The following is a 12,498-nucleotide window of genomic DNA, read 5'->3' on the forward strand; positions in this document are numbered from 1 at the left end:
TCGGCGCGCCGCCCCGGCGCCCCCCCCCCCCCCCCCCCCGGGGCCCGGGGGGCCCCGTTGCGCGGGGGGGGGGGCGCGGGGGGGGGGGGGGGGGGGCCCCCCCCGCCCGTGCACAGCCGGGGCCCGGCGCCTGGGCCGTGGCGCTCAGGGTTTGACGCCCACGCCCACCAGACCGTGCAGTTCGACCCGGTCGAAGGGCTCGTCCGGCGCGTTCGGCCGCCAGTGCGGCAGGGGCACGATGCCCGGCTCCACGACGTCGAACCCCGAGAAGAGCGGCCTCATCTGGGCCACTGTGCGCATCACGAGCGGCGTCGGTGTCCGGTCGTACACGTCCTGCACGGCGCGCTGTCCGTCCGGCGCCGGACCGTGGTCCAGCGTCGCGTGGGTGATGACGAGGACACTGCCCGGCGCGAGCGCGTCCCGCAGCGCGGCGATGATCCCGGCGGGCCCGTCGGCGTCCGACAGGAAGTGCACGACGGCCACCAGCAGCAGCGCGACCGGCCGTTCGAAGTCCAGTGCGCGCACCTCAGGGCGGCCGAGCAGTCCCGCCGGATCACGGAGGTCAGCGGCGGCGACGGCCGCGTCCGGATCGTCCGCGAGGACGGCCCGGCTGTGCGCCACGGCCACCGGGTCGTTGTCGATGTACACCACCCGGGAGCCGGGACGCCGGGCCCGTACCACCTCGTGGACGCTGCCGAACGTCGGGATTCCCGATCCCACGTCCAGGAACTGTGTGATGCCCCGCTCCATGGCGAACCTCAACGCCCTCTGCATGGCGGCCCGATTGGCGCGTGCGATCGCCGGTATGCCCGGCATGGACCGGATGGCGGCCCTCGCGGCCTCCCGGTCGACCGCGAAATTGTGCGAACCGCCCAGGAAGTAGTCGTAGATGCGGGAGACGTTCGCCTGGGTGATGTCGACGCCGTGGGGAATCCAGGAGGGTCGTTCGGGCACAGCGGAGTTCCTCCGGATCATCGGTCGTGCGCGCTGCGTACGACCCTACTGATCACGGCGTCCGTACGATACACCGAACGGTGACGGCCCGTCGGGCAGGGTGCCGCCCCGCCCGGCGGGCCGTCGGTCCGCACGGCCTCGCGGCTCAGCCGCGCGTCACCGCCCGCGGCGCGTTGTACCCCTCCGTCCGCAGGGCCGGCCGCCCCGAGGGCAGCGCCGCCGCGGGCCACGACAGCGTCACCGCGCGCGACTCGCCGGGCAGCAGCCAGAGGTAGTTGTCGCCGTACAGCGTCGGCAGCACCCGGTCGCCGCTGTGCGCGTCCAGCAGCGCGAGACGCACCATGGCGGCGACGCCCGGGCCCCGGTTGTGCACCGTGGCGGTCGCTTCCCTCCGGTCGTCCGCCACCCTGCGCACCGCTGTGAGGTCGGCGGAGACGGTCGCCTTCCGGGCGCTGTCGAGCGCCTTCATGTCGGCCGGGTCGCGGTAGCGCCAGTACGTGTTCCGCGACAGGACCGTGCCCCGCGCGTCCTGGAGCGTCAGCCGCAACAGGTGCAGCGCGGGCAGCCCGTCGCTCCAGGCCGCGGTGAACGCCTCCGCCGTGCCGGCCGCGGCCACGTCCACCCGGGTGCGGCGCTCGGCGCCCAGGGCGCGCCCCGTGAGGTCGTACAGCCGCGCCGTCACCCGTGCGCCCTTCAGCGCGCTGCCGGTGTGGTTGACCGCCAGTACCCGCCAGTCCCGCGGGTCGGCCTGCACGTGATGCGGCTCGCAGCCCGAACGCGCCCCGTAGTAGGCGCCGTTGACGTCGAAGTCGTAGTCGTAGGTCTGCCACACCGTGCTGTGCCACGCCGGATGGGACATCCACAGCATCAGACCGCTGGCGTCCTTCCAGAGATTCGCGTTCCATGCCTCGAACATGGCGCGCGTGTTCTCGAAGTTGACGAACTGCGCCTTGCGCGTGAAGTCGTCCACACCGGTCGCCGCGCCGAGCCGGGCCTCGATCGCCGCCCGGTAGTTCTGCGGGGCCTGGTTCCCCTTCGTGCTCCAGTCGTGGTAGTACCAGGCGCCCGCGATCGGCCACTCCGGCTCGTCGCCGACCATGGCCCGGGTGCTTTCAGCGCTCGACACCACCGGCATGCCGATCTCGGTGTGGAAGCCGAAGCTGCCGCTGCCGTACGTCGACGGCTCGAAGTAGTCGGCCGGCTCCGTCCAGCCGTACGGGCCGCCGCCGGTGATGATGCCGCCCGCCGAGTTGTTCTGGTACAGGATGCCCGGCGCCTGGGTCTGGACCGCGGTGCGCATACCGGTGTCGATCGCGGCGGGCGGATTGCCCTCGTTCGCACCGCACCACACCACCACACACGGGTGGATGCGGTAGCGCTTCACGGTGTCAAGCGCGACGTCGTTGTAGCCCTGGTGGTCCGGCGGGTCCATCCCCCACGCGTTCGGGAAGTCGTTCCACACCAGGAGCCCGTGCTCGTCGCAACTGGCGAAGAACTCCTCGCGGTTGCTGCTGGCGACCCAGTTGCGGATCATGGTGAAGTTCATGTCGCGGTGCATGCGCACCGCCGCGTCCATCCGGGACGCCGGCATGCGGCGCAGCAGTTCGTCCCAGCCCCAGTTGCCGCCCCGGCAGAAGACACGCACCCCGTTCACGCTGATCTTCAGCGGATCGGTCGAGTTGTCCACGGACTTCGCGTCCGTCCAGGTGCTGCCGTCGTCGGACGTCTGGACCGTGTACGTCTTCGCATACGCCTGCTCCCACACGATCGCGACCCGGTCGAACGCGACGGACGCGCCGAGGTCGACCTGTATCCACTGGTCGTCCTCGGACGCGGAGGACCAGCGGGTGCCCGCGTCGCCGTCGGTGGCGCTCGCCGCCAGATTCGAGGAGTCGTCGCTCGACGCGGTCGCCTTCCGGTGCAGGGCCAGATCGGTGCCGGGCTTCGAACTGTCCACCACCGAGAGCGACCAGAGCGAGAAGCCCCAGCTCGTGGCCCGTGCGGCGCAGGCGAGCCGTACATAGCGCGCGGTGCGCGCGGTGAAGTCCACGGTCTGGAGGCAGGCGTCACCGTTGTTGAACGGCAGCGGCACCGCCGAGTTGTCGACGGACTTCGCGTCCGTCCACGACGACCCGTCCGCCGACACCTGCACCACGTACGTCTTCGCGTAGGCCTGCTCCCACGCCAGATCCACCCGGTCGAACGCGACGGACGCGCCGAGGTCGACCTGGACCCACTGGTCGTCGTCGAACGACGAGGACCAGCGGGTGTTCACGTCGCCGTCGGTCGCGTTGGCCGCCGCGTGGTCCGGCTCGTCGGTGGACGACGCCGTCGCCGCCTTGTGCAGCGCGAGGTCGGCGGACGGCGCGGAGCTGTCGAAGACGGACAGGCTCCACAGCGAGGAGCCCCAGCCCGTGGCGCGGGTCAGGCACCGGACCCGTACGTACCGCGCGGTGCGCGCGCCGACGTCGACGCTCTGTGTGTACGAGTCGCCCGTCGCGACGAACTGGAGCGGCTGCTCGTAGGCGTAGCCGAACTGCCGGATGCCGAACCGCGTCGTGCGCCGGTCGCTCTCCCGCCCGCCGACCGCCGCCGTCAGCGTCAGATCGTGCAGGGCGGGCTCCCCGTACCCGTTGGGCCACCACAACTCCGGGTTTATCAGGACCAGTTGGCGGTACGTGTCCGGCGCGAAGGCCACGTCCACCGAGGCGCCCGCGGGGACCGTGACCGTACGCGACACCCGCACCCGGTCGAACGAGGCGGTCACCGTCACCGGGTGGTCGGCCGAGTCGGCGTTGCGCACCGGCACCACGACGGTCACCTCGGCGGTGCCCGTGTCCGGCAGGTCGGGCAGCGCGGTGTCGACCCGCGGGTCGCCGATCACCGCGTGCCCGGTGGAGCGCAGCCGTACATGGTTCCAGATGCCCGCGACCCGGTCGCGCACGGCGGGCATCCAGTCCCAGCCCGACGAGGCCAGGTACGTGGGCGAGTCGAGGTTCATGATGTTCGCGCCGGCGTCCACGAACGACAGCCCCTCCGGGCCCTTGTCGCCCGGGCTGCCCGGATGCGGCATCGGCGAGACCTTCACCGCGAGCGCCTGCTCGCCGCTCCCGGACAGCAGCGCGGTGACGTCGTGCGCACAGCGCGCGAACGGGTAGGTCACGTCCCCGACCTGATGGCCGTTGAGCCAGATGTCCGCCTTGTGGTTGACCCCGTCGAACTCCAGCCATACATGGCGGCCGGAGCCCGTACGCAGCCCGCGCGGCAGGCGGAAGGCCCGCCGGTACCACCAGGCGTGCCGCGACAGCGCCTCCGGCACGCGCAGGTTGTTCAAGCCGGCCACCGGGTCCGGCAGATGCCCCTGCTCCACCAGTGAGGCCAGTACCGTGCCCGGCACCCTCGCGGGCAGCCACGCGCTCGTGTCCACCGAGGGCCGCGACAGCTGCGCGCCGGTGCCGCCCGCCCAGTCGTCCATGGTCAGCGTCCAGCCGGACTCGACCGGGACGGTCCCGTCGGCGGCCACCTCCAGGCCGGGCGCCTCCTCGTGGTGGGTCCCCCAGTCCGTCCAGCCGGTCGCCGGCGGCCGGTGCCCCCGGGCCGTGCCGTACACCTCGAATCCGTTCAGGCCGAGGGGGTTGGCGTTGGACCGCTTGCGCACCGTCATCCGCACCCAGCGGGCCGTCACCGGCTTGTCGAGCGGGATGTCCACCACACCTCCCTTGCCCGACGCCGTCGTGTACACGGCCGTCCAGGTGGTGTGGTCGCGGGACGTCTCGACCGTGAAGTCCACGGCGCAGCTCGACAGGATCTCCTGCCCCGTCGTGCTGTCGCGGGGATTGCCGCCGGGTGAGGGCGTGAACACGGGGTCGTCCGAGGTGGCCTCGAAGGTGAGGCGCACGGATTCCACGCGGCACTGGGCCTGGAGGTCGATGCTGATCCACTGCGGGTCGCCGTCCGCGGCCCGCCATCCCGTGCCCTTGACGCCGGTGGTGCTGACCCCGTCCACGGCGAACTCGGCGGGCGTGGGGGCGTAGTCGGTGGAGGAGACGGCGACGGGCCGGTAGGCGGCCAGTTCACCGCCCCGACCGGCGGGGGCGGCGCCGTCCGCCCCGGCGGGCTCGGCCGCGAAGGCGGGTCCGGGCAGGGCGGCGCCGAGCCCGAACCCCGCGAGCAGGACCGTGCCGGAGGCGACGACCGACCGGCGTGAGGGGGAGGGGCGGGACGACTGCGATGGCGACGGCGACTGCTGTGACATGTGCGGCCCGTTCGGTCGGAGGAACCCGGGAGACCGTCGGGCCCGGGGGTTCAGCTCTCTTTTGACAACGTTGCCATAGGCTCCATTTCCTTCCGCTTCGTGTCAAGAGCGGGCGCGGAAGAGGCAGGTGACGGCACGCAGGGCGCACGGGGGCGAGGACGGAGGCCGGGCCGGCAGGGGATCGGGCCGGTGGGGAGCCCGGGCCGAGGCGTGAGCGGCCGTCGGGCGTGCAGGGCGCACGCCGAGTCGCTGCGGAGTCGGCGCCGACGCGTGAGCGGCCCTCGCCGTGCCTTCGGCGTGGCGGGGCGTCCGGGCGCCACCGGGGGAGTGCGTGCCTGTTCCGGTTCCGGCCGTTCCCCTCGGCCCGGCTCCGCGGCCCGTGACCGAGAAGCGTCCGGACGACCGGACCGGTCCTGCCCGTGGGGCGGGCGGCCCGCGTCCGGCTCGCGGAAGGCGCCGCCTCAGCCCGCCGCGACCCAGGCGTCGAAGGTCTGGGTCCCCCGGGGGCCCTCGCCGGCGGGCAGCAGCGCCCCTGACGCCATCGCCCTGCCCGCCGCGCCCGGCAGGGTCAACGGCAGTACGGGACGGCGCCCGCCGCGCGCCCGCTGGAGCTGACGGATCATGGCGGACATCTCGCGCACCTCGGGCCCCGCCAACTCCGGTGCGTCTCCCGCCGGATCGCCGGTCGCGAGCCGGACGAGCTCGTCGGCCACCTCACGCGCCGAGACCGGGCTGCACCGCATCCGCGGGGCGACGACGAGCGGTCCGCCGCGTGCCAGCATCTGGGCGGCGAACTCGTGGAACTGCGTCGTCCGCAGCACCGTGTACGGCACGCCGCCCCGGCGCACCAGCTCCTCCTGACGGAGCTTGCCCTGGTAGTAGCCGTAGCCCACCCGGTCGATGCCGACGATGGACAGCACCACGTGGTGCCCGACCCCGGCGGCCTCCTCCGCGCGCAGCAGGCCCCCGGTCGCCGCTTCGAAGAAGGCCACGGACTTCGCCCTGCTCATCGACGTCACGTTGCTCGCGTCGATGACCCGCTCCACGCCGTCCAGCGCCGCGTCCAGCCCCCGGCCGGTCGTCAGGTCCACCCCCGCCGAGCGCGCCAGCACCCGCGGCTCGTGCCCGGCCGAGGCCAGGGCCTCCACCACGAGCCTTCCCACCCAGCCGGTCCCGCCTGCGACTGCGATACGCATGCCACGCTGCCCTTCGTCCACGTCGGTCACTCGGTCTTTGGTAATGGACGACGTACCCGCCGCGGATGTGACACGCGACGGCCGAACGGGTGCCCGTCCTCGGCCCGTACGACGAACACCGGTCCACCCGGGCCGTCAGTCAGTGTCGGGCGCGACCGCGCCCCCGCGTGTGACGGCGGGCGTACGAGGGCACGCGGCGGCCGTCCTGCGGGGGCACGGTCCGGTCTCCCGGAGGGCGACGGGCCGTCAGCCCATCGCGGCCGACATGTTCGCGGCCCACTCCCAGGGCGCCGACGTGCCGCCCGGGTCGGAGTTGAAGTACTCCCAGCCGGCGACACCGCCGAAGGACGGGTACTTCTGGGCGAGTGAGGAGACGGTGGACTTGAGCGTGTCCATCGGCACATAACCGCTGCCGCAGTTCGCCGCGTTGGTCAGCGTCCCCGCGACCACCTTGTCCGCGGGGACCACTCCGTGGCTGATGATCCCGTCGTAGCCGCTCGTGGACGAAAGGCTGCCCCAGCCGCAATAGAACTGCGTGTTGAACCAGCTGATCGATGATCCGCGGTCGCGGTACAGGCTGTCGTAGCTGAAGCCGGACAGGTTGCCGCCGCCGTTGAGCGCGGTGGCCACGGGCGCGAGCGTCACGGTGAACCCGGCGCCGAAGTCGGTGTGCAGCTGGTCGATGAGGTGCTCGACGCCGGCGAGGGACATCGACTCCTCGACGTCCAGGTCGACACCGTCGAGGTGGTGGGTCGTGATGACGTTCTTCAACTTGGGGTAGTACGTGTCGAAGTCGCTGTCCAGCCGCTGGAAGCTGCCCTGCGCGGCACCGCCGACCATCCCCTCGACGCGCACGCCCTTGGCCTGCATGGCGCCCAGATCGCTCCACATCTGGTCGAACTTCGCGTTGTCGGGGGAGTCGTCGTTGAGCGCCACACTGCCGTCGCCGTTGAGGTGGATGGCGCCGACGACGACATCGGTGACACCCGTGTTGTTGTCGGTCATCGCCCGCGGTGAGACGTACGTGCCGTTGTTGAACTGCGTCTGGTAGTACACGACGACCCGTTTGCTCGTCGCCGAGGCCGCTGCCTCGGACGCGGCGCCCGCCGGCGCCGCGGCCACGAGCGGGGCGCCGAGGCCGACGGCGGCCACCAGCGCGAACGTACGGAACAGGTTTCTGATGTGCATCGACCGCTCCTTCGTGGAGCCGCGGTGCCCGGGGAGAACCGCGGTTGGGGGGCTCCGGGTGTATGAAAGCCCGCCGCGCACCGCCCCCACAAGGCCCCGTCGTCACACGACACAAGGTCCCATCACCACACGACACGGCCGGCCGGGCCTCCCAGCGCGGGCGACGACGGCCGCCGGTGGCGCGCGCGTCATCACGCCGGGCCCGAAATTCGGGCACGACTCTCGGGGGCCGGCGCCCACCGGCCCCCGAGAACGGGCGAAAGGAGCGAACAGCGGGTGCCCGCTGCCGTGTTCAGGCCGGCGGCACCCGGATCAGCAGGCCCCGAGGTCCTGCCACACACCCCACTCGCCGGTCGTGCCGGGCTGCTCGCCCTGCGTCCACCACTTGGCCTTCCAGGTGTGTCCGCCGTACGACACGGAGTCGCCGCCCACGTACACGGCGGACGACTGCCACGCGGCGGCGGAGCACGAGCCGCCGCCACCGCCGGTCACCGTCAGCTTGTACGCGGCGGAACCGGTCGACGAGCCGGCCGCGCCGGACACCGTCAGGGTGTAGGTGCCCGGTGCCGCCGCCGATGTCGTCGACACGGACAGGGTGGCGCTGCCGCCCGCGGTGACGGAGGCGGGGCTGACGCTCGCGGTGACGCCCGCGGACGCGCCGCTGACACTGAGCTTCACGGAGGGGGCGCTGCCGCTGCCGGTGAAGGCCGTGCTGACGGACGAGGTGGTGCCGGAGCCGGGCGCGACCGACCCGGAGGCCGGGGAGAGCGCCACCGAGATGCCGTTCGCCGGGGGCGTGGTGCCGCCTCCGTTGAACGGCTCGAAGGTATGGCTGAACTGCCAGGCGCTCTGCGTCGTGCCGGAGCAGGAGTCGGAGCCGCCCTGCCCCGGGCAGCCGCCGTTGTCGCGCTGGAGCGCCCACAGGGAGAGCGTGTTGATGCCCTTGGCGACCGCCCAGTTGTAGACACTGGTGGCGTCGGCGGTGGTGAACGTCTCCGCGGCGCCGAAGTCGTCGATGCCGGGCATCTCCGTGACGCCGACCATGTTCCACAGCTGCGCGTCGCTCTTGGCCGGGTAGAGCGCCGCGAGTTGGTCGTGCAGTCCCTGGGCCGCGGTCTGCGTGTCCGTGGCCATGTGGTGCGTGGCGTTGTCGTAGTAGTCGAACGTCATGAGGTTCACGACGTCGAGGTTCACACCGTTCGAGACGGCGTTCTTCAGAACGGAGAGGCCGCTGCCGTCCCCCGCGGTGCCGTCGGTGAGACCGTGCGTCGTGGTGGGCAGGGTGTAGGAGAACTGCACCGGCCGCTTGTTGGCGGCCGCCCAGTCCTGCACCATCTTCACGGCCTTGTTGCGCCGGTCGATGCCCGCCGCGTTCGTCAGTGAGTTGTCCTCGATGTCGAGGTCGATCCGGCTGACGTCGTAGGTCGTGATGACCTTCTCGTAGGCCGCCGCGATGGAGGCGACGTCGGTGCAGCTGTCGGCGATCTCGGTGCCGCTGTCGTCGGCCGCGTACCCGCCGAAGGACGGGATGACGTCGCCGCCGCCCGCCTGGATCGTGTCGATGTCGCCGCCGAACGTCGACGGCGCGACGGGCATGGAGCTGTCGCCGTTCCAGTACGGCGTACAGGAGCCGGCGGACGCGGTCTGCAGGAACGCCATGGTGAGGTACTTGTTGCCGGACTGCGCGGCGAGCTGGGCCGGGCTGTCACCGTTGTACGCCTCGAAGTACGGGGCGAACAGGTGTGACGGCAGAGCGGTGGCGGCCTGGGCGGTGCCCGCCCCGGTCACCGCGAGCCCGAGGGCCGCGGCACCGGTGGCGAGGAGGGCGAGAAGAGCGCGGGCAGGTCTGTGAACGGGTCCGGACATGGACCGTTCTCCCTTCGTAGGGGACCGGCTGGGCAATGGTCTGGACCATTAATCGCCCTGGAGCGTCGCGTGTCAAGGGTCCGGGAAACCCGCCCCGGCGCGGCGCCCGCATCCGGGGCAGGCATACGCGCCCCGGTGTCCGCCCCCCGGACCCGCCGCCGTCCGCGCGCGTCGCGGAGCCCCGCCTCAGCCGGTCGCGGGCCTGCCGAGCGCGGGCCCGAGCCGGGTGGCGATGTCGGTGAGGATCTGGACGTAGTCCTCGTGGTCGAAGGCGAACGGCAGCGCGAAGGCCACCTCGTCGATCTCTCTGAACGCGGGCTGCGCGTAGAGCTGTTCGGCGATCTGGTCCGACGTTCCGACCAGGTCGGGCGCGAACAGCATCCGGGCGGGGCCCTGCGGCGAGGCGGTGCGCGGCAGCCGCTTCCTCGCGTACTCCTCGTACTTGAGGCGCTGCGCCGGTGTGGCGGAGTCGGTGGGCACGACGACAAGGCCCTGCGAGACCCGCGCGCGGTCGCCTTCCGGGTGATGCGCGCGGAACTCCCGTACGTGCGAGAGCTGGATGGCGGCGAAGTCCTCGGACTCCTCCGCCCGCACCACGCTGCTGGTCAGGAAGTTCATCCCCTGCTGTCCTGCCCACCGTGCGGAGCGGAGGCTGGCACCGCCGTACCACATGCGCCGCCCGAGGCCGGGGGAGTGCGGCTGCACGCGGTCCGAGTATGTCTCGAACCCCTCGGTGCCGCTGAAGTCCGTGACCCGCTCGCCGCGTACGAAGTCCAGCAGGCGCCGCACCCGGTCGTAGCCGAAGTCCTCGGAGTCCGCGGTGTCCGGGTACAGCGCGCTCTTGACCGGGTCGTAGTGGGTGGGCGGCCCGACACTGATCCCCGGATTGAGCCTTCCGCCCGACAGGATGTCGACGGTCGCCAGGTCCTCCGCGAGCCGCAGGGGGTTCTCCCAGCCCAGGGGGATGACCGCGGTGCCCAGCTCGATACGGCTCGTACGCTGGGTGGCCGCCGCGAGCACGGCCGTCGGCGACGATATGCCGTACTGGAGGTGGCGGTGGCGCACCCAGGCGCTGTCGAAGCCGAGCCGCTCGCCGAGTTCGATGACGGCGAGTGTCGATTCGTGGCCCGCGCGGGGGTCGTCCCCGTCGAACAGCCCGATGGTGAGGAACCCCAGCTTGCGCAAGGGTTCCGAGGTCTGCGGCACAGGAGCCTCCCCGATCCGTGGCGCCTCCCGCGTCCGTGGCGTGATCGCCCCACCGCTGCGCCGCGACGATTCTGGCAGGCCTCCCGCGGTGTCCGGCCGGGGGCCCCGCCGCTCAACCGCTCTTCGGCCTGCGGCTGAAGCAACCCCGGCCGGGAAAGCGGGGCGCGCCGCCCGCGTGGCTGGGGCCGCCCCGGGTCCGCCGCGCCGGAATCTCAGCGGCGGCGCTTTTGCGGCCGGGCCGCCGCGGACGCGCACGCCTGCCCGCCGGTCCCGCACAGTGACGAGGCGCCCTGCACGGCGCCCCGTGGGTCGATCGGCACGCCGTTCGCGCGCAGCACCCCGCGGACGTCCTTGATCAGCGGGAAGACCTCCCGGTTCCAGTCCTCGCCCTGCTCGTCCCAGGCGCGCTGCTCCGCCTCCACCGCCATCCGGTCCTGCGCGAAGACCCGTTCGGTGAAGCGCCGGATGAGCGGCCAGGCGAGGTGCAGCGCTCCGGGCAGGGGCGGCTTCTCGATCATCAGCAGCCCGTACGCGTGGTTCGTGCGCTGCTGCGCGTCCTCGGGCACGTACGCCACCCAGAGGGAGAAGGCGGGCAACTCCGCGTTCTCCGGCACCGCTTGGAGTGTCTGATACGGATACTGGGTGCGGATCGTGATGACGTCGGGCGAGCCGGAGCCGCCGACGCCCTCGGCGGAGAGCAGCCCCGCCCCGCGGTCCTTGCGGCCGCCGGCCGGTGTGAACAGGTACCGCGCCTCGACGAACTCCGCGCCGGTCTCGTACCCGAGCAGGGTGGGCTGGATGCGGCCGAGCACACTGCGGTGCAGGAACTGGTGGTTCATGTCGAGCAGGTTCTCGTGCATGAACGAGTAGTGGCAGTGCACGGTGCGCGAGAACGTCATCGTCCTGTGCCGCGGGGAGTTGAACTGCGGCAGGTCCGGCAGGGGCGTCGTCGCCGCCTTCTCCGGATCGCCCGGGAAGACGAACACCAGCCCGTACCGCTCCCTGGCCGGATAGGCGCGCACCCCGCGCGGAACCCCCTCGACCCCCTTGGGCAGGTACGGGATCTGCGAGATGCGCCCGTTCCCGCGGTACGCCCAGGCGTGGTAGCAGCAGCGGAGCGCCTCGTCCTCCACCACCCCCATGCTCAGCGGGACCTGGCGGTGCGCGCACCGGTCTTCCAGCGCGTACACGGTGCCGCTCCGCCCCCGGTAAAGGGCGATCCGCTCGCCCGCGAAGGACGCCGCGAAAGTCCTGCCTCTGGACACACTCCGGGAGGTCGCCACCGGATACCAGAAGTCCGGGGAGATCCCGGTCCGCCGGAGGTCGGCGTCCGGCCCCGAGACCTCCCGGGCGTGCCGGGCACGGCCCTTCGCCTGTGCGCGTGCCTCGTCCCCGGCCGGCTGTGTCTGGGTCATGCGCTTCTCCATTGCGTGCGACTCGTCGGTGGCCGTGGCCGGCGGACGCGTGACGCGCCCGTGCCGCCCGGGTCCCGCGCCCGTACCGCGCGCACCGCGGGCGGGGCGCGCGACCCGCCACGACCCGTCCTCTCCGCCTCCAGGGCCGACCCTTCCATTCCCGTGCGAACCGCACGATCCGGGAGGGTCCCGGCGGGTGACGCGGGCCGACGACGCCGGGCGGGCGCGTCCCGCGGGGGTCCTTTACCAGGACCTGACACAACAGTCTTGACATGACCGCAGCGTTCGGCGGAAGGTCTGGGCCAAGCGGTTAGGAAACCTTCCTAACATCCCCCCACATCGCGGAAGGCCGTCATGCCCGCAACCCTGCGCCGCCCCCTCGTCGCCCTCACCGCCGCGCTCTGCCCCGCCATGGCGC

The 12,498-nt window shown here is 72.5% G+C and carries 7 protein-coding genes; all 7 read right to left on the reverse strand.

The features are described 5' to 3' along the window. Nucleotides 1–144 precede the first annotated feature (144 nt). The gene (locus tag LCE31_RS24630) at nucleotides 145–954 is read right to left on the reverse strand and encodes an SAM-dependent methyltransferase (protein ID WP_225017716.1); all 810 of its coding nucleotides are present in this window, start codon (nucleotides 952–954) and stop codon (nucleotides 145–147) included. A gap of 145 nt (nucleotides 955–1,099) precedes the next feature. Next, entirely contained in the window at nucleotides 1,100–5,209 is a 4,110-nt protein-coding gene (locus LCE31_RS24635) for a discoidin domain-containing protein (protein ID WP_225017719.1), read from the reverse strand. 461 nt (nucleotides 5,210–5,670) lie between these two features. Next, nucleotides 5,671–6,405, reverse strand: coding sequence for an SDR family oxidoreductase (locus LCE31_RS24640; protein WP_225017721.1), 735 nt, complete (start codon nucleotides 6,403–6,405; stop codon nucleotides 5,671–5,673). Between the two features lie 246 nt (nucleotides 6,406–6,651). Next, complete coding sequence (locus LCE31_RS24645) at nucleotides 6,652–7,593, reverse strand: glycosyl hydrolase family 18 protein (RefSeq protein ID WP_225017723.1); 942 nt, start codon at nucleotides 7,591–7,593, stop codon at nucleotides 6,652–6,654. Between the two features lie 312 nt (nucleotides 7,594–7,905). Beyond that, a complete protein-coding gene (locus LCE31_RS24650) occupies nucleotides 7,906–9,459 on the reverse strand; it encodes a glycosyl hydrolase family 18 protein (RefSeq protein WP_225017725.1) in 1,554 nt (517 codons plus the stop codon). Between the two features lie 186 nt (nucleotides 9,460–9,645). Beyond that, nucleotides 9,646–10,665 (reverse strand): LLM class flavin-dependent oxidoreductase, encoded by a 1,020-nt coding sequence (locus LCE31_RS24655; protein WP_225017727.1) that lies wholly within the window; start codon nucleotides 10,663–10,665, stop codon nucleotides 9,646–9,648. A 212-nt stretch (nucleotides 10,666–10,877) separates the two neighbouring features. After that, nucleotides 10,878–12,080: an aromatic ring-hydroxylating oxygenase subunit alpha gene (locus LCE31_RS24660; RefSeq protein WP_225017730.1), complete on the reverse strand. Its 1,203-nt coding sequence runs from the start codon at nucleotides 12,078–12,080 to the stop codon at nucleotides 10,878–10,880. Nucleotides 12,081–12,498: the final 418 nt, after the last annotated feature.

Source organism: Streptomyces sp. 8L (assembly GCF_020176795.1).
Lineage (GTDB): Bacteria > Actinomycetota > Actinomycetes > Streptomycetales > Streptomycetaceae > Streptomyces.

What these genes read in the sequence shown, in the direction of transcription:
- LCE31_RS24635 (WP_225017719.1), bottom strand. Translation starts at nt 5,209, where the DNA reads ATGTCACAGCAGTCGCCGTCGCCATCGCAGTCGTCCCGCCCCTCCCCC.
- LCE31_RS24640 (WP_225017721.1), bottom strand. Translation starts at nt 6,405, where the DNA reads ATGCGTATCGCAGTCGCAGGCGGGACCGGCTGGGTGGGAAGGCTCGTG.
- LCE31_RS24645 (WP_225017723.1), bottom strand. Translation starts at nt 7,593, where the DNA reads ATGCACATCAGAAACCTGTTCCGTACGTTCGCGCTGGTGGCCGCCGTC.
- LCE31_RS24650 (WP_225017725.1), bottom strand. Translation starts at nt 9,459, where the DNA reads ATGTCCGGACCCGTTCACAGACCTGCCCGCGCTCTTCTCGCCCTCCTC.
- LCE31_RS24660 (WP_225017730.1), bottom strand. Translation starts at nt 12,080, where the DNA reads ATGACCCAGACACAGCCGGCCGGGGACGAGGCACGCGCACAGGCGAAG.